Consider the following 16,819-nt stretch of genomic DNA (forward strand, 5'->3'; position numbering starts at 1 on the left):
GTGCAGTCAGCAGACCATGCCCCGGCGGAATGACATGAGTCCTTTATAGCGTTTGAAGGCCGGCCGCAGCGGTTCGATAGTGCGAGACGACCCTGCCGGACGCCGCCGGCACCCGCTTTCATCTCTGCCTGGAGCCCTGTCATGGCCGCCGATTCCACCCTGCATATCGCCCAATGCCTGTCGTCCGTGGGCGTCTCCGAAATCCTCAAGATCACCGAGCGCGCCAACGCCTTGCGCCGCCAGGGCGCCGATCTGCTGGTACTGGGTGCGGGCGAGCCGGACTTCGATACCCCGGAGCACATCAAGGAAGCGGCGATCCAGGCCATCCGCGCCGGCCAGACCAAGTACACGGTGCTCGACGGCAGCCCGGCGCTCAAGGAAGCCATCCGCCGCAAGTTCGCGCGGGAGAACGATCTGGTGTTCGCCCAGGACGAGGTGACGGCCTCGGCCGGTGCCAAGCAGGTGATCTTCAACGCCATGATGGCGACCCTGGACGCGGGTGACGAGGTGATCATCCCCGCGCCCTTCTGGGTGACCTATGCCGACATCGTCGCCATCCTCGGTGGCACGCCGGTGGTGCTGCCCTGCCGTGAGGAAGACGGCTTCCGCCTGACCGCCGCGGCGCTGGAGGCGGCCATCACCCCACGCACCCGCTGGGTGATGCTCAACTCGCCGTCCAACCCCTCGGGCGCGGCCTATGGCGAGGAACACTATCGCCCGCTGCTGGAGGTGCTGCTGCGCCATCCGCAGGTCTGGCTGATGGTCGACGACATGTACGAACACATCCTCTACGACGGTTTTTGCTTCGTCACCCCGGCGGCGCTGGAGCCACGGCTGCGCGAGCGGACCCTGACCATCAACGGCGTCTCCAAGGCCTACGCCATGACCGGCTGGCGGCTGGGCTATGCCGGGGGGCCGCGGGCGCTGATCCAGGCCATGGCCAGTGTGCAGAGCCAGGTGACCTCCTGCCCCAGTTCGGTCAGCCAGGCCGCGGCCATCGCTGCCCTGGATGGGCCGCAGGACATCGTGCACGAGCGCTGCGAGTTGTTCCGCGAGCGGCGGGATCTGGTAGTGGATGCCTTGAACGCAGTGCCGGGGCTGTCGGCACGGCGGCCCGAGGGGGCCTTCTATGTCTACGCCAGTTGCGCGGGGGTATTGGGTCGGCGGACGCCGAACGGGGAGGTGATCGACAGCGATACGGCCTTTACCCGCTACCTCATGGACGAGGGCGGGGTGGCGGTGGTGCCAGGCTCGGCCTTTGGCCTGGCGCCTTACTTCCGGGTTTCCTATGCCACCTCCCGCGAGGTGCTGGAGGAAGCCTGCCGCCGGATCGCAGAGGCGACCCAGCGGCTGCTGGCCTGATCAGCCAGCCGGCGGAGCGGGGGGAGCCGGCGGGGTATCCAGGGTCTGCAGCGAGTTGGCGTCGGCGCCGAGGGCGCTGACCCGGAAGGCACGACCCTGCGCATTGGTCACCAGCTCACCGCGAGCAGCGATGCTCTGACCGGGCTTGAGCAGCGCTTGCAGGCGCAGGGCTTCGTGGGGCGGCAGGCGCAGGGCGGTGCCGTCCTGCAGCAGGGCGCCGTTCACGTCGCCACGGGGGCCGTGCAGCAGCTGGACGATCTGGCCCTGGAGGCTGTCGCCATCGCGCTCCGCGCCAGGTGCCGGGGGCGCCGGCGGACGACGGCCGCCCACGCGCTCGGGACCTTCGTCGGTGACCGTCTTGCCGGTCTGGACATTGGTCAGGGATACCGCCTGGACCAGTGGCAGGCTGGCGGCGCGCAGGCCGGCGACGTTGATGCTGTCACCCGGCTTGAAGGTGGCGGCCAGTTGCTCGGACAGGTGCGGCGGGGTGTTGACCTCGGTGCCGTCGGCGAGGATCAGGCCATCGATATCGCCCCGGGGATTGAGCAGGAACTGCTTGAGCTGGCCCTGCTGGGTGGGAATCTGGGCGCTGGCCGCGGTGGTGGTGGCGGTGCTGCCGGCGGGTGCGGTCTGTGCCAGGACGAGGCCGCTGACGGACAGCAGGGCGAAGGTCCCGATCACGAGGGTTTGGGTCTTGGTAGGCATGGATGACTCCTGCGGTGGTTGACGATCAGGCTATTGCAGGGCCTGTGCCAACTTTTATTTTCGTTATCAATCAATGGCTTGGTACTTTTAGCGGCTATCCGGGCCAGGCATTGCGTCCGGCTTGCGGACAGCCCTGTCGGTAAAGCGGACAGCCTAGGCGGAGCTGTCTTCTTCGCCGACACCCAGGCCCAGCCGGCTCAGCTTGGTGTAGAGCAGCTGGCGATGAATGCCCAGGCGCCGCGCCGCCTCGGCGCGATTGCCGCCGCTGCGTTGCAGGGCGCGCTCGATCAGCAGGCGTTCCAGGCGCGCGGTGGCTTCGGCCAGGGTCTCCTCCGGCCAGCTGGCGTCGATGGCTAACTCATCCGGCGTCTCGCTCTGCAGAAAGGCCAGGTCGGCGGCGACGATGCGCTCTCCCTGGGCCAGGGTCGCGGCGCGCTGGATGGTGTTGCGCAATTCCCGCACGTTGCCGGGCCAGGAGTGGCGCAGCAGAAGGGCGGCGGCATCGTCCGCCAGCACGCGACCGCTGGCGGCGAGGAAGTGCTCGGCCAGCGGCAGGATGTCGGCCCGCCGCTCGCGCAGGGCCGGCAGGTGGATGGGCACCACGTGCAGGCGATAGAAGAGGTCCTCGCGGAAGTCGCCACTGGCGACGCGCTGGGCCAGGTCGCGGTGGGTGGCCGCTACCAGCCGTACGTCCAGCCGTACCGGTGCGCCACCCACCGGCGTCACCTCGCGTTCCTGCAGGGCGCGGAGGATCTTGGCCTGCATCGGCAGTGGCATGTCGCCGATCTCATCGAGAAAGAGGGTGCCGCCCTGGGCCTCGCGAAAGGCGCCGAGGCGATTGGTGGTGGCCCCGCTGAAGGCCCCGCGCACGTGGCCGAAAAGTTCGCTTTCCAGCAGATCCGGCGGGATGGCCGCGCAGTTGACTGCCACGAAGGGCGCGCCGCGGCGCTTGCCGTGCTCGTGGATGGCGCGGGCCACCAGTTCCTTGCCGGTGCCGGTCTCGCCGGTGACCAGTACCGTGGCCTCGCTGTCCACCAGGCGGCCGATGGCCTTTTGCACCTGGCGCAGGGCATCGCTGCCGCCTACCAGGGTATGGCTTTCGACCGAGGCTGGCGGTGCGCTGGCGGGGCCGCGCTGGGCGGTCATGCCGGCCAGCACCCGGATCAGCTCCTCGCGGCCAATGGGCTTGGTAAGGTGGTCGAAGGCACCTAGACGCATGGCCTCGATGGTATTGCCGGCGCTGGCAAAGGCGGTGAGCACCGTGACCGCCGGCGGCTCGGGGAGGGCGCGAATGCGCGCCAGTACCTCCAGGCCATCCAGCCCGGGCATGCGCAGGTCGAGCAGCACGGCGTCCACCGTCTGCCGTTCGAGCAGCGCCAGCCCCGCTTCGCCTTGATCCGCCTGCAGCACCTGGTAGCCCTGATCCGCGGCGGTTTCCGCCAGGGCGTCGCGCAGACCAGCGTCGTCGTCGATGATCAGCAGGGTTGGCATGGCAAGAGGATCTCGAAACGGGTGGAAGGGGAGGGTTCGGCCAGGCGCGCCTCGCCGCCATGGGCGCGGGCGGTTTCGCGGACCAGGGCCAAGCCCAGGCCGGTGCCCTCGGGGCGACCGGTGACGAAGGGTTCGAAGAGCTGCCCGCGCAGTTCGGCAGGCGGCCCCTGGCCTGCGTCTTCCACCGCCAGCACCAGCCAGTCGTCGCGCTGGCTGACGTCCAGGCGGATCTCGCTGTTGGCCGGAGCGGCCTGCAGGGCGTTGAGCAGCAGGTTGTCCAGGGCGCGACCCAGGGCGTCGCGGTCGAAACAGCCTTGATCGACGGCCACCCGGGCGACCAGGCGGATGCCACGCTGGCCCGCCTGGTCTTCATGACTGGCCAGTACCTCGCGGCAGAAGGTCGGGAGATCGACGGCAGTCGGTTGCAACTGCGGCGGCTGGGTGAGATCGAGCAGGCGGCGCAGCAGGCTGTCCAGGCGGGCGATCTGCGGCAGGATGGCGTCCAGGGCGCGCCGCTGGCGCTCGGCATCGCCGGCCAGGGCGTTCTCGGCCTTGAGGCGCATGGCAGCCAGGGGGTTGCGGATCTCGTGAGCGACCCCGGCGGCCACTCGGCCCAGCGCCGCCAGCCGCTCGCTGGCGTGGACCTGGGTGGTCAGGCGCTGGGCTTCGGCGCGGGCCTGGGCCAGGCGTTGCCCGGCCTGGTTGAGCGCGGCGAGCACCCGGTCCAATTCGCGTTCGCCGGTAAGGGCGAGGGTGGGCAGGTCCTGGCTGGCGCTCGTCCCGAGATCACGTTCGACCCGGGTGACATGCCGCGACCACTGCCAGGTGAGCCGGCCGAGCAGCAGGGTGGCTGCCAGCATGGCCAGTAGCAAAAGGCCGAGGCCCAGTTTCAGCTGACGCTGGCCACTGCCCTCGGCAAAGGTCAGGCGGGTCAGGGTCCAGGCGGCGAGATCGGGGATGGGGCCGGACAGCGGACAGGCCGCCACCAGCACCGTGGCGCCGTCTGCCCTGAAGCTGTCGCTCAGGCTGCGCGCTTCGGCCAGGGTGGCGGCGGAGAGGTTGGCCAGGTGCTGGCGCTCGGCATCGGTCAAGCTGAAGGGACTAGCGTCGGCCAGCATCCCCGCCTGCTCCTGCCAGAGACCGCCGCCCATGCCGCGATAGCGCAGCAGGGCGACGCTGGCCACGCCGGTGAGGCCTTGGCGCAGCGCCGGATCGGCGAGGCCGGCGGTAGGGCCGGACCAGCCGTTGCTGTAGAAGCGATAGCTGCTGGCGATGACCTGGCAGGCCTGCTCGGCTTCCACCGTGGCCTGGCCGAGCTGGGCGCTTTCCGACTGGCGCAGCAGCAGGATCATCAGCCAGCCGACCCCGACGGCCATGCCGCCGAGCATCAGCAGCAGCGCGATCAGACGGCTGCGCAGCGATCCGAACATGGGCATTCTCTTCCAGGCCTTGGCCTGGATAGAGTGCCATACCCCGGCGGAGTTCGAGTGCCAGAGCGGGTGTCAGCCACGCCGGCCGAATTCCGCTTCCTGCGCTGTCCAGCCGGCCACCCTTTCGCTGAGGGACAGGCCCAGGCCCGGGCGGGTCGGTACCAGCATCCGGCCGTCACGGGTTTCCAGGCGTTCGTTGAACAACGGCTCCAGCCATTCGAAATGCTCCACCCAGGGCTCGGTGGGATAGGTGGCGGCCAGATGCACGTGCAATTCCATGGCGAAGTGCGGCGCCAGCATCAGTCCAGCCTGTTCGGCCAAGGCAGCCACCTTGAGAAAGGGGGTGATGCCGCCAACCCGCGGGGCATCGGGCATCAGGAAGTCGGCGCCGCGCAGGCGAATGAATTCCTGATGCTCGGCCACGCTGGTCAGCATCTCGCCGGTGGCGATGGGCGTGTCGAAGGTGGCGGCCAGGGCGGCGTGGCCTTCGGCGTCGTAGCAGTCCAGCGGCTCTTCGATCCAGATCAGGTCGAATTCCTCGAAGCGGCGGCACATCCGTTGGGCGGTGGGTCTGTCCCATTGCTGGTTGGCGTCCACCATCAACGGAAAGCTGTCGCCCAGGTGCTGCCGGACGCGGGCGACGCGTTCCAGGTCCACCGCCCAGTCCGGCTGGCCGACCTTGAGCTTGATGCCACCGATGCCCTGCTCGCGGGAGCGGTTGGTGTTTTCCAGCAACTGCTCCAGCGGCGTGTGCAGGAAGCCACCGGAGGTGTTGTAGCAGCGCACCGAATCACGCTGGGCGCCAAGCAGCCGCGCCAGGGACAGGTTGGCTCGACGCGCCTTGAGATCCCACAGGGCCACATCGAAGGCACCGATGGCCTGGGTGGCGAGGCCGCTGCGGCCCACCGAGGCACCGGCCCAGCAGAGCTTGGTCCAGAGCTTCTGGATGTCGCTGGGATTCTCGTCTAGCAGCACCGGGGCGATTTCCCGGGCATGGGCGAACTGCCCGGGGCCGCCGGCGCGCTTGGCGTAGCTGAAGCCCAGGCCGCGCTGGCCGTCGCGGGTCTCGATCTCGACGAAGAGGATGGCGATCTCGGTCATCGGCTTCTGCCGGCCGGTGAGCACCTTGGCGTCACTGATGGGATTGGCCAGCGGCAGGAATACGGAAGACAGGCGGACCCAGGCGATGCGGTCCTGGTCGGCGCTATAGGAGTTATCGGACATGTCAGGGACTCTTGGCGAGACAGGAGTCATGGACGCTAAGCTGATTACGCAATCATTCAAGCGCTAGCGCGTGCTCTGACGCAGCACCAGTTCGAAGCCGGTATCCAGCCGCAGCGGTGCTTCTGTGCCAGCCAGGCGGGCGAGCAGGGCCGCGGCGGCGCAGGTACCCATCGTGGCGCCGCGCACGTCCACGGTACTCAACGCCGGGATCAGGTGGGCGGCGCTGGCCAGGTTGCCGAAGCCCATCACGGCCAGGTCCTCTGGGACCCGCAGGTTGCGGGCATGGGCCTCGGCTAGCACGCCATGGGCCAGGGTGTCGGAACTGCAGACCACCACCTCCGGGTGTTCGCCGGCATCCAGCAGGCGAGCCAGGCCCTCGCGCCCCAGTACCGGCGTGGCCGGTGGCGGCAGGCTGACCTCGGGCGGCGTGCCTAGTCCCTGGCGGGCCAGTTCGGCATGGAAGGCATCGCGGCGCAGGCGTCCCCGGGGATCATCCAGGGTCAGGCTGGCGAAGCGGCGATAGCCGCGCTCCAGCAGTTGTGCGGCGATGGCGCAGCCCACCGCCGCATGGGAGAAACCCACCAGCATGTCCAGCGGCCGCTCGCCTTGGTCCCAGCATTCCACCAGCGGGATGCCGGCCTGGGAAAGACGCAGGCGGCTGGCTGCCGTGTGCAGGGTGCCGGTCAGTACCATGGCATCGGGACGGCGGCGCAGCAGCATGTCCAGCAACTGCTCCTCACGCTCCGCGGAATAGTCGGTCAGGCCCAGCAGGGTCTGGTGGCCGGCTTCGGTCAAGGTCTGCATGAGTGCCTGCACGGTGTCGGCAAAGATGGAATTGACGATGGTGGGCACCAGCACGGCGATCAGCCGGCTGTCCTGGGGCATCGCCCCGGTAGTCAGCATGGCCGGCTGGTAGCCGCTCTCGCGCACCGCGCGGAAGACCCTTTCGCGCAGCACCGGACGGACGATTTCCGGTTGGTTGAGGGTACGGGAGACAGTGATCGGCGAGACCCCGGCCAGGCGTGCGACGTCCTTTAGGGTCGGTGGCTTGCCGTCGGCGCGACCACGCCAGGGCGGGGCGCTGCGATCGCTGGACAAGGGAGACCTCCGCTACGGATGGGAGCCTCGATTCTGCCGGGTTGTATGATGACTCTCAAGGTGAAGCAGCGGACAGCCACGAACGTACAAGCCAGGGACCTGGGGCAGTGGCTAGCCTGGGCCTCCCTTTCGGTCTCTGGCAGGTGTCCCTTGGAAATCATCCTCTACGCCCTGAGCGTCATGTACAGCCCCGGCCCGGTCAACGCCCTGGGTCTCAACGCCGGCCTGCAGGGCCAGGCCCGGCAGGCCCTGGGTTTCTATGCCGGGGTGGGCTGCGCCATGCTGATCCTGTTCCTGGCGCTGGGTTACGCCGGTGCGGCCCTGGTCTCGGGCGCCTTGCTGCCCTGGTTGGCGCTGCTGGGCGGCGGCTACTGCCTGTACCTCGGCTATCGCATCGCCCGGGCCGCACCACCAACGGCGGACGAAGAGGGCGGGGCAACGCGGCTGACCTTCGCTAGCGGCCTGCTGATCCAGGGACTCAATCCCAAGGGCTGGCTGGCGGTGCTGCCCATCGCCACGGTGATGTTTCCGGCGGCTCAGGTGACGGGAGGCAAGATCGTCCTCTGGTCGCTGCCCCTGGCCCTGTCGGCGGGTGGCGCCCCGGCGAGCTATGCCTTGCTCGGGGCGCTGCTCGGGCGCTACCTGGTGCAAGGACGCGGCTTGCGCGGGGTGAACCTGCTGCTGGGGCTGAGCCTGGTCGGCTGCGCCCTGCTGCTGTTCCATGATGCGTGGCGCGGTCTGCTAGGCTGAGCGCCGGAGGAGTCGCCATGAGTACCCAGATCGAACTACCCGGTGCCACGGACTGGGTACGCCACGCTCCGGCCTTCGATGAGCTGGAATCCATCGAAGCCTTTTTCAGCGGCCACGCCTTCAATCCCCATCGCCATGCGACCTACGCCATCGGTCGCACCCTGGCCGGGGTGCAGAGTTTTTCCTATCGCGGCGCCAAGGCCAGCAGCCTGCCGGGCGAGACCATGGTCTTTCACCCGGACGAGGTCCACGACGGCCGCGCCGGTGCCGCCTGCGGCTTTCGCTATCGGATGCTCTATGTGCCGCCGGCCCTGGTGCAGGACATCCTCGGCGGGCGGCCCTTGCCCTTCCATCGCGAGGGCGTTTCCCTGGATCCGCGCCTGGCGCGGGCTACCGATGCGGTGTTCGCCGCCCTCGACGAGCACCCCGATGCCCTGGGGCGCGACGATGCCCTCTATGGACTGGTCGCCACCCTGGCGGAGGTCTGCCAGGCCTGGCCCAGTCGTGGCCGGGTCGACTTCGCCGCCGCGCTGCGCGCCCGCGAATACCTGGAGGACCATCTCGACCAGGCCGTCACCCTCGATGACCTGGCACAGTGCACCGGACGTGATCGCTGGAGTCTGACCCGCGATTTTCGCGCCTACTTCGGCACCAGTCCGCACCGCTACCTGACCCTGCGTCGTCTGGACCGGGTGCGCCTGGAGGTCCGCCTGGGCCGCAGTCTCGTCGACGCAGCGGTGGCGGCGGGCTTCTGCGATCAAAGTCATATGAATCGGCATTTCCGCCAAACTTTCGGCATGGCGCCGTCGCGCTGGTATCGTGGCCTGGCTGCGAATCCCGGCGCCCCTTTGCCAGGTACAGGCTACGACGCTAGACGCCTTCATGACCGACATCCAGGCGCGGCGAGCGAAACGATTGGTGGCGACGGGGGTCAACCTGTGCGCACTTCATGAACAGGAGCTCAGTCTATGAACGGCCAAGGAGAATCCGCCGCTCGCAACACCTTCAGTCCCCCCGTGTTCTGGACCTCGACCGGCATCCTGCTGGCTCTGGTGCTCTACGCCAGCGTTTTCCAGGCCAACGCCCAGGAGGTGTTCGGGACGGTCCAGACCTGGATCATCGGCAATCTCAGCTGGTTCTACATTCTCGCGGTCGCCATCATTCTCGGCACCGTGGTCTTTCTGGGCGTCAGCCGGTATGGCGACATCAAGCTCGGCCCCGACCATAGCGAGCCCGATTACAGCAGCACCACCTGGTTCGCCATGTTGTTCTCGGCGGGCATGGGCATCGGCCTGATGTTCTTTGGCGTCGCCGAACCGGTGATGCACTTCCTCTCGCCGCCCGTGGGCGCTGGCGGTGGTATCGATGCCGCTCGTGAGGCGATGAAGATCACCTTCTTCCACTGGGGCCTGCACGCCTGGGCGATCTACGCCATCGTTGCGCTGATCCTGGCCTACTTCAGCTATAGACACGGTCTGCCGCTCACCCTGAGATCGGCGCTCTATCCGCTGATCGGCGAGCGCATCTACGGTCCCATCGGCCATGCCGTGGACATCTTCGCCATCATCGGCACCGTGCTCGGGGTCGCGACGTCGCTCGGCTTTGGCGTGGCCCAGATCAACACCGGGCTCAATGCCCTGTTTGGCGTGCCCATCTCGGTGCCGGTGCAGATCGGCCTGATCATCATCACCACCGCCCTGGCTACGCTGTCGGTGGCGACCGGTCTGGACAAGGGCGTCCGCCGACTGTCCGAGCTGAACCTAGGGCTGGCGCTGCTGCTGATGATCTCGGTGATCGTGCTCGGTCCTACCGTGCTGATCCTGCAGACCTTCGTGCAGAACACCGGTGGCTACCTCAGCGAAATCGTCAGCCGCACCCTCAACCTCAATGCCTACCAGCCCACCGACTGGATCGGCGGCTGGACGCTGTTCTACTGGGGCTGGTGGCTGGCCTGGTCGCCCTTCGTCGGCCTGTTCATCGCCCGTATCTCCCGGGGTCGGACCATCCGCGAATTCGTCTCCGGCGTCCTGCTGGTACCGGCCGGTTTCACCCTGCTGTGGATGACCGTGTTCGGTAATACCGCCATTCACATGATCCTCACCGACGGCTTCACCGATCTCGCCGCCGCGGTAAACAAGGACAGCTCCCTGGCGTTGTTCGCCTTCCTGGAGCACTTCCCGCTGCACAGCGTGATCTCCATGGTGGCCATCGTCATGGTGGTGGTGTTCTTCGTCACCTCGGCCGACTCGGGCGCCATGGTGGTGGACATGCTGGCCTCGGGCGGGAAGGACCAGACGCCGGTCTGGCAGCGAGTGTTCTGGGCCTCCAGCATGGGCTTGGTGGCCATCGCGCTGCTCCTGGCCGGTGGCCTCAAGGCGTTGCAGACCGCCACCATCGCCAGTGCCCTGCCGTTCACCATCGCGCTGCTGTTCAGTATGCGTGGCCTGCTCAAGGCCCTCAAGCTGGACGCTACCAAGCGTGGCCTGCGCCACCAGGCGCTGAGCATTTCACCGCCGACCATGAGATCGCCCGGCGGTTGGCAGCGTCGCCTGCGTGGCCTGGCGATGTTCCCGCGGCGCAGCCACGTGGTGCGCTTCATCAGTGAGGTCGCCAAACCGGCGTGCTTGGCCGTGGCCGAGGAATGGCGCAAGCAGGGTTATATCTGCAACGTCGAGGACCGTGACGATGGCGGTGTACGCCTGAGAGTCGGCCCGGCCGATCAGCCGGAGTTCGTCTACCAGGTAAGGCCCCATGCCTATGCCATGCCCAGTTTCGTCATGGGCAGCGAGCCGAACGACGAGCGCAAGTACTTCCGCGCCCAGGTCTATCTGCGCGAGGGTGGCCAGGACCATGACGTCATGGGCTGGTCGCGCGAGGACGTCATCGGCGACATCCTCGACCAGTACGAACGCCACATGCACTTCCTGCATCTGGTGGGCTGAAACGAGGACCGGGCCTTGCGCCCGGTCCGCTGATACCAAGGACCGCTGCCGAACTGGCAGCGGTCTTTTTTATTTCACCCGGAACCGCCGGACCACGGCGATCAACTGCTCGTTGGATGATTGCACCGCCGCGGTGCTCTCGGCGGTGCGCTGACCGCTGGTGACCAGGTCGTCGACCATGTGGCGCACGGCGACCATGTTCTGGTTGATCTCGCCGGCCACCACGCTCTGCTCTTCGGCCGCCGCGGCGATCTGGGTCGACAGGTCGCTGATGCGCACCACCGAACCGTTCATCTCGTCCAGGCCAGAGGTGACCTCGCGGGTTTTCTCGGCGGTACTCTGGCAGCTGGTCTTGGTCACTTCCATGGCCGCTACCGCGGAGCTCACCCCCTGCTGCAGTCGGCCGAGCATCTCGTTGATCTCGGCGGTGCTCTGCTGGGTACGACCGGCCAGTGCACGGACCTCATCGGCTACCACCGCGAAGCCACGACCCTGCTCGCCGGCACGGGCCGCCTCGATGGCCGCGTTGAGCGCCAGCAGGTTGGTCTGGCCGGCGATCTCGCCGATCACCCCGAGCACGTCATTGATGCGCTGGGCATCGCCCTGCATGGCCTGCACCTTGAGGGTGGCGTCTTCCACCTGATCCACCAGGGCCAGGACGCTGACCGAGGCCTGCTGGACCACCGCACGGGAGCGCTCGGCCTGGCCATTGGCGGCCTGGGTGAGGGTGGCGGTGTCGCTGGCGCTGCGCGCCACGGAGTCGGAGGTGGCGCTCATCTCGGTGATGGCGGTCACCGCCTGGTCGGTTTCGCTGGCATGCCGGGCCAGGATGGCGCCGTTCTGCTGGGCCTGGCCATGGAGCTGCTTGAGGCCGGTGTCGATGCGGTCGGTGGCGTCGCCCACCTCGCCGATCAGCCGCTGCAGATAACCGATGAAGCCGTTGACCGCGCCCGCCACCGCATCCACTTCATCCTTGCCGTGCACCGGGATGCGCCGGGTCAGGTCGGCATCGCCAGCGGAGAGCGATTCGATGTTGCGTTGCAGCAGGCCGAGGCGACCCATCAGCTTGCCGAGCGCCAGCACCATGACCGCCACCAGCAGCAGGACCAGCGGCAACTGGATCGCCGCCAGGGTCTTGAGGATGCCGGTGTTGGTCGCGGCGATAAGCGAGGTGGGCAGCGCCGTGGCGAGCAGCCACGGCGTGCCGGCCAGGGGGCGCAGGAAGAAGGTGTGGGGCGTGCCGTGTTCGTCGACGTAGTTGTCACGCACCACGGCCTCGCCCTTGAGCTTGCCGAGATTCTGCTGGATCGCCGCGACGAAGGGCGAACGCGCGGCATAGGCCGAGACGTTGTTCAGGATCTGCGAATCCCCGAGTTCGCTGAGGTTGCTGAGGATCTTGCCATCGGCCTCGACGATCATCATGTCGGTGTCGTCGAGATCCTTGCGCAGCTGCTCCACCAGCGGGTTGAAAAAACCCAGGGTCAGGTCGACGGTCGACACGCCAAAGGCCTTGCCGTCGCGCTGGATGGCCATGGCGCAGTTGGTGCGCGGCTCGGCGCTGGCGGCGTCCTTGTAGGCGGCGGCCCAGACGCACTGGCCCGCGGGACCCTTGAGGCCGGCCTGGAACCAGGACTGCTCCCAGTAGTTGAGCGCCTCGGGCGAGTTCCAGTGGGTATTGACGATCAGTTTGCCGCTGGCATCGCGGTGATAGAAGGTGCTGAACTTGTCGCGGCCCTGCTCGCGCTGGTTGGGCAGTGGCCAGATGCCACCGCCGAACACCTTGGTGTCACCGTACTGGTCCACCAGGCCGGGCAGCACCCGGTCGATGGCGGCGCTGTCCAGCAGCGGCACGGCCTGGGTGATGGAGCGCTGTTGCGCCTGGATCTGGTTGAGTTCGCGATAGATGCGGGTGCCGACCTCGTTGACCCGGGTAAGCACGGTGGACTCACCGGCGGCGACCAGGTCCGGGGTCACCCAGAGACGGATGCCGATGACGGTGGCAGCGAGGGTGGCGCCGATGAAGCCTAGAAAGATCAGGGTGTAGCGGGTCCGAACGGTATTCAAGGCCATGATGTCGCTCCTGCGGTTACAGCGTCGTTCACGCTGCGAAAGGCATCCGATGCGGTCGTGGGAAAGGCGGATGTCAGAGCCTTATCGGCGTCTGATGTGTGACCTTTAGTCGCAGGGTGAATGGGATACCGCGCGCTGTGACAGGTCGTGAAGTGACCCTGTGGCCGGTTTTTGATCGATGGTTCTACCAGGTCGACAGCGGCAGGCTTTCACCTTGCCAGTCGTCTCCTTGCCGGCGGACCACCACGAGGCAGGGACCGTCCCCGGGGGCCGCTACCAGGCAGTGCCCGTCGGCCTGCCAGAAGGCGCTGCGGCCCACGCAGGCATAGCCACCGGTGGGAGCGCCATGATTGGCCATGAGCACGGCCATGCCCAGGCGCCGGGCATGGTCCGCCAACTGGGCGCTGTCGGCGGGATAGCCGGTCGCCCCAATCACCGCCGAGACCAGGTAGAGGTCGGCGCCTCGGGCGCGGGCGGCAGCGGCGTGGGCGGGTTGGTTGCTGTCGGCGCAGATGGCCAGGGCGCCCTTCAACCCTGGCAGCTCCAGCAGCTCGCCACCGCTGCCCGGCACGAAGGGCGGCGCTTCGCCCGGATGCAGGTATTGCTTGGTATGGACGCGGCAGCTGCCGTCCGCCCCCAGGATCAAGGCGCCGATCTGCAGCCCCGTCGGACCCTGGACCGGCGCTCCGACCACGGCCGTGAGCCCAGCTGCGCGACAAGCTTCGCGCAGCGGCAGCAGACGGATATCGGCGGGCTCCAGTGCCAGCGCCGCCGCCAGGGTCGGCTCGTAGCCAGTCAGGGACAACTCGGGAAACAGCAGCAACGTCACCCCGGTCTCGGCGGCTGCCGCGATGAAGTCGAGGTGATTGCGCAGATTGGCGGCGAGGTCACCGGGGACCGAAGCGGATTGGGCGGCGGCGAGGGTAGGGCTGGGCATCGAGACTCCAGGGGACGCCGAGGTGGCCGGGAAGGGCCGACAGAGGATAGCGGGGTGGGAGGTACTCGTCGCCCGGCCAGCTCCGGGTTGCCTTCAGGTTATACCGCTATCGCCATCTCTCAGTATTTAGAGCGGGAGGGCCTCGCTATAGTCGGGCCGTCTATCAATTTCAAGAATAACAGGACGGGTCATGGCGATAATCAACTATGTAACAGAGATCCGCTTCGGCGCCGGCTGTGCCGCGGAGCTGGCCGAAGTCAGCGCGCGCCTGGGCTTCCAGCGACCGCTGATCGTCACCGATCGTGGCGTGGTGGCGGCCGGTCTCATCGAGCAGCTGCTGGACATGAATTCCCTGGCCGCCTACCGGGTCTTCGACGCTACCCCAGCCAACCCCACCGAAGCCGCTACTCGCGAGGGGGTGGCCTGTTTTCTGGAAGCAGAGTGCGACGGCATCATCGCCGTTGGCGGCGGTTCGCCCATCGATCTGGCCAAGGCCATCGCCGTGTCCGCGCGCCATCCGGGGCCGTTGAAAAACTTCGCGGTCATCGAGGGCGGGCTGGCGCGGATCACCGCGGCGACGGTGCCCATCGTGGCGATTCCGACCACGGCGGGCACCGGCAGCGAAGTAGGGCGAGGCGCCATCATCATTCTCGATGATGGTCGCAAGGTCGGCATCCTTTCGCCCCATGTCATCCCCCGCGTGGCGATCTGCGATCCGCTGCTGACGCTCAGCCTGCCGCCGCACCTGACGGCAGCCACGGGCATGGACGCGGTGGCCCATTGCATCGAGACCTTTCTCGCTCCCGGCTTCAATCCGCCGGCCGAGGGCATCGCGCTGGATGGCCTGCGCCGTGCGTGGCGCCATCTGGAGCTGGCCTTCAATGAGCCGAGCAACCTGGAAGCCCGCACCCAGATGCTCAGCGCCTCGCTGCAGGGCGCCCTGGCCTTTCAGAAGGGGCTGGGCTGCGTGCACAGCCTGAGCCATTCGCTGGGGGGCATCGATCCGCGCCTGCACCATGGCACCCTCAACGCGGTGCTGCTGCCGGCGGTGGTCGCCTTCAACCGGGGGGCGGAGTCGGTGGTCCGCGAGGAAAAACTCGAACGGCTCGCCCAGGCCATGCAGCTGCCCGCGCAGTTGTCGGTGGAACAGGCGCTGGCGCACAAGGCCGAGGCCCTGCGCCTGCCGACGGGCCTGGCGCAGATGGGCGTCGATAAGGCGCTCATCCCGCGCATCGTCACTGGCGCCCTGGCCGATCACAGCCACAAGACCAATCCCCGGGAAGCCACGGCGGATGATTACGCCCAGCTGATCCAGGCCTCGTTCTGAGGCCTGGACATCCGTAGCGGAAAGCCTTTCCGCTGCCGTGTCGTCCGCAGGCCTGCCGCCTGTCCTCGAATCCGTTCGGGGCGGCAACAGGATGCGGATGACAGACGACCGTTATGCAAGACCCTCGCGCGGCAATCACAACAACTAAAGGACGCGAAACCTCATGGCTAATCCTGATACCGCCGTACCCACGGTGCAGTTCGATCCGCTCTATCGCAAGGTTGCCTGGCGGGTGCTGCCCCTGCTGCTGCTCGGCTACATCATCGCCTATCTCGACCGGGTCAACGTCGGCTTCGCCAAGCTCGCCATGCTCAGCGATCTCGGCATGTCCGATGCGGCCTATGGCCTCGGCGCCGGCATCTTCTTCATCGGTTACTTCATCTTCGAGGTTCCCAGCAACCTGATGCTGCATCGGGTCGGCGCCAAGCTGTGGATCGCGCGCATCATGATCACCTGGGGCCTGGTCTCGTCGCTGATGGCCTTCACCGGTCCCATCGCCCAGTTGCTGGGCATCAGCAACGAGATGGCTTTCTATGGCCTGCGTTTTCTGCTTGGCGTCTGCGAGGCCGGCTTCTTTCCCGGGGTCATCCTCTACCTGACCTACTGGTTTCCCTCGGCGCTGCACAGCCGCATGATGGCCATCGTCATCCTCGGCAATCCGGTGTCCTTCATCTTTGGCGGTCCGCTCAGCGGCGCCATCATGCACTACATGGGCGGCAGCGGCTTGCTGGCGGGCTGGCAGTGGATGTTCGTCATCGAGGCCATACCGGCCGTGGTGATCGGGGTGGTGGTGCTCTGCCTGCTGGACAACGGCATCCAGGATGCCAAGTGGCTGAACGTGCAGGAAAAGGCTGAGCTGACCCGGCGCCTCGCCGTGGACGCCTCGGAGAAGGTCAGCGTGCCCTTCAAGCGGCTCTTTGCCTTGCCCATCATCTGGTTGCTGACCGCCATCTACGTGCTGTTGATGCTCGGCAACTACGGCATCAATTTCTGGGTGCCGACCATCATCAAGAACGCCGGGGTGGCCTCGGTTCTGGATATCGGCCTCATCACCGCCATCCCCTATGTGTTCGGGGCGGTGACCATGGTCTGGGTGACCCGCCAAGCCCAGCGCACGGGTAACCAGCGTGCCTATGGCGCCCTGATGTCGATACTGGCCGGCATCGGCCTGATCCTCTGCGCGGCCTTCCCCCAGCAGCTGCTGCTGATGATCCTGGGCGTCGCCTTCGCGGTAGGTGGCAGCCTGAGCGCCATCGCACTGTTCTGGGGACTGCCCGGGGCCTTCCTGCAGGGCGCTGCCGCCGCAGCCGGCATCGCCCTCATCAACTCCTTCGGCAATCTCGGCGGCTTCGCCGGGCCCTATCTGCTGGGCCTGCTGACGACCCTGTTCGGTTCGGCGCAGGTCGGCCTGATGCTGCTTGGGGTTGCCTGCTGGTGTGTGCGGCGCTGATGCTGTGGGTGACCCGGCGGCCCGTGCCATCGA

Annotated in this window: 13 protein-coding genes and 1 pseudogene; 6 read left to right on the forward strand and 8 right to left on the reverse strand. The window is 67.4% G+C overall.

All coding sequences use genetic code 11. The features are described from left to right. Positions 1 to 141: 141 nt before the first annotated feature. The gene (locus ACWPW1_RS06145) at positions 142 to 1,362 is read left to right on the forward strand and encodes a pyridoxal phosphate-dependent aminotransferase (RefSeq protein WP_454252571.1); all 1,221 of its coding nucleotides are present in this window, start codon (positions 142 to 144) and stop codon (positions 1,360 to 1,362) included. Here ACWPW1_RS06145 and ACWPW1_RS06150 read toward each other — a convergent pair whose 3' ends face one another. From ACWPW1_RS06150 to ACWPW1_RS06170, 5 genes are all read right to left on the reverse strand, one after another. Next, positions 1,363 to 2,067 carry a hypothetical protein gene (locus ACWPW1_RS06150; protein WP_454252572.1) on the reverse strand — a complete coding sequence of 235 codons (705 nt, stop codon included), beginning with the start codon at positions 2,065 to 2,067 and terminating at the stop codon, positions 1,363 to 1,365. It abuts the gene before it with no gap. 153 nt (positions 2,068 to 2,220) lie between these two features. Next, entirely contained in the window at positions 2,221 to 3,558 is a 1,338-nt protein-coding gene (locus ACWPW1_RS06155) for a sigma-54-dependent transcriptional regulator (RefSeq protein ID WP_454252573.1), read from the reverse strand. Beyond that, positions 3,543 to 4,988, reverse strand: coding sequence for a sensor histidine kinase (locus ACWPW1_RS06160; RefSeq protein ID WP_454252574.1), 1,446 nt, complete (start codon positions 4,986 to 4,988; stop codon positions 3,543 to 3,545). The genes ACWPW1_RS06155 and ACWPW1_RS06160 overlap by 16 nt, the downstream gene beginning before the upstream one ends. A 72-nt stretch (positions 4,989 to 5,060) precedes the next feature. Then, a complete protein-coding gene (locus ACWPW1_RS06165; RefSeq protein WP_454252575.1) occupies positions 5,061 to 6,212 on the reverse strand; it encodes an L-talarate/galactarate dehydratase in 1,152 nt (383 codons plus the stop codon). A gap of 63 nt (positions 6,213 to 6,275) precedes the next feature. Next, positions 6,276 to 7,310 carry a LacI family DNA-binding transcriptional regulator gene (locus ACWPW1_RS06170; RefSeq protein WP_454252576.1) on the reverse strand — a complete coding sequence of 345 codons (1,035 nt, stop codon included), beginning with the start codon at positions 7,308 to 7,310 and terminating at the stop codon, positions 6,276 to 6,278. Positions 7,311 to 7,460: 150 nt separating this feature from the next. On the opposite strand from ACWPW1_RS06170, the gene ACWPW1_RS06175 reads away from it, so the two are divergent. Genes ACWPW1_RS06175 through ACWPW1_RS06185 form a run of 3 tightly spaced genes read left to right on the forward strand, consistent with a single transcriptional unit; the run spans position 7,461 to position 11,002 of the window. Continuing rightward, positions 7,461 to 8,060, forward strand: a complete 600-nt coding sequence (locus ACWPW1_RS06175) for a LysE family translocator (protein WP_271654134.1) — start codon at positions 7,461 to 7,463, stop codon at positions 8,058 to 8,060. Positions 8,061 to 8,077: 17 nt separating this feature from the next. After that, positions 8,078 to 9,013, forward strand: a complete 936-nt coding sequence (locus ACWPW1_RS06180) for an AraC family transcriptional regulator (RefSeq protein WP_454252577.1) — start codon at positions 8,078 to 8,080, stop codon at positions 9,011 to 9,013. 15 nt (positions 9,014 to 9,028) lie between these two features. Further along, a complete protein-coding gene (locus tag ACWPW1_RS06185) occupies positions 9,029 to 11,002 on the forward strand; it encodes a BCCT family transporter (RefSeq protein WP_454252578.1) in 1,974 nt (657 codons plus the stop codon). Between the two features lie 69 nt (positions 11,003 to 11,071). Here the strand turns inward: ACWPW1_RS06185 and ACWPW1_RS06190 are convergent, their stop codons facing one another. The 3 genes and pseudogenes from ACWPW1_RS06190 to ACWPW1_RS06200 all read right to left on the reverse strand — a co-directional run bounded on the left by ACWPW1_RS06190 (position 11,072) and on the right by ACWPW1_RS06200 (position 14,009). Continuing rightward, the gene (locus tag ACWPW1_RS06190; RefSeq protein ID WP_454253904.1) at positions 11,072 to 11,779 is read right to left on the reverse strand and encodes a methyl-accepting chemotaxis protein; all 708 of its coding nucleotides are present in this window, start codon (positions 11,777 to 11,779) and stop codon (positions 11,072 to 11,074) included. 153 nt (positions 11,780 to 11,932) lie between these two features. After that, a pseudogene (locus ACWPW1_RS06195) lies at positions 11,933 to 13,072 on the reverse strand (cache domain-containing protein); the annotation flags it as partial. 184 nt (positions 13,073 to 13,256) lie between these two features. Continuing rightward, positions 13,257 to 14,009 (reverse strand): carbon-nitrogen hydrolase family protein, encoded by a 753-nt coding sequence (locus tag ACWPW1_RS06200; RefSeq protein ID WP_454252579.1) that lies wholly within the window; start codon positions 14,007 to 14,009, stop codon positions 13,257 to 13,259. Positions 14,010 to 14,199: 190 nt separating this feature from the next. Here ACWPW1_RS06200 and ACWPW1_RS06205 point away from each other — a divergent pair, with 190 nt between their 5' ends. Further along, complete coding sequence (locus ACWPW1_RS06205; RefSeq protein WP_271654138.1) at positions 14,200 to 15,336, forward strand: iron-containing alcohol dehydrogenase; 1,137 nt, start codon at positions 14,200 to 14,202, stop codon at positions 15,334 to 15,336. A gap of 163 nt (positions 15,337 to 15,499) precedes the next feature. After that, a complete protein-coding gene (locus ACWPW1_RS06210) occupies positions 15,500 to 16,786 on the forward strand; it encodes an MFS transporter (protein ID WP_454252580.1) in 1,287 nt (428 codons plus the stop codon). Positions 16,787 to 16,819: the final 33 nt, after the last annotated feature.

Source organism: Pseudomonas sp. Marseille-Q7302 (assembly GCF_965111925.1).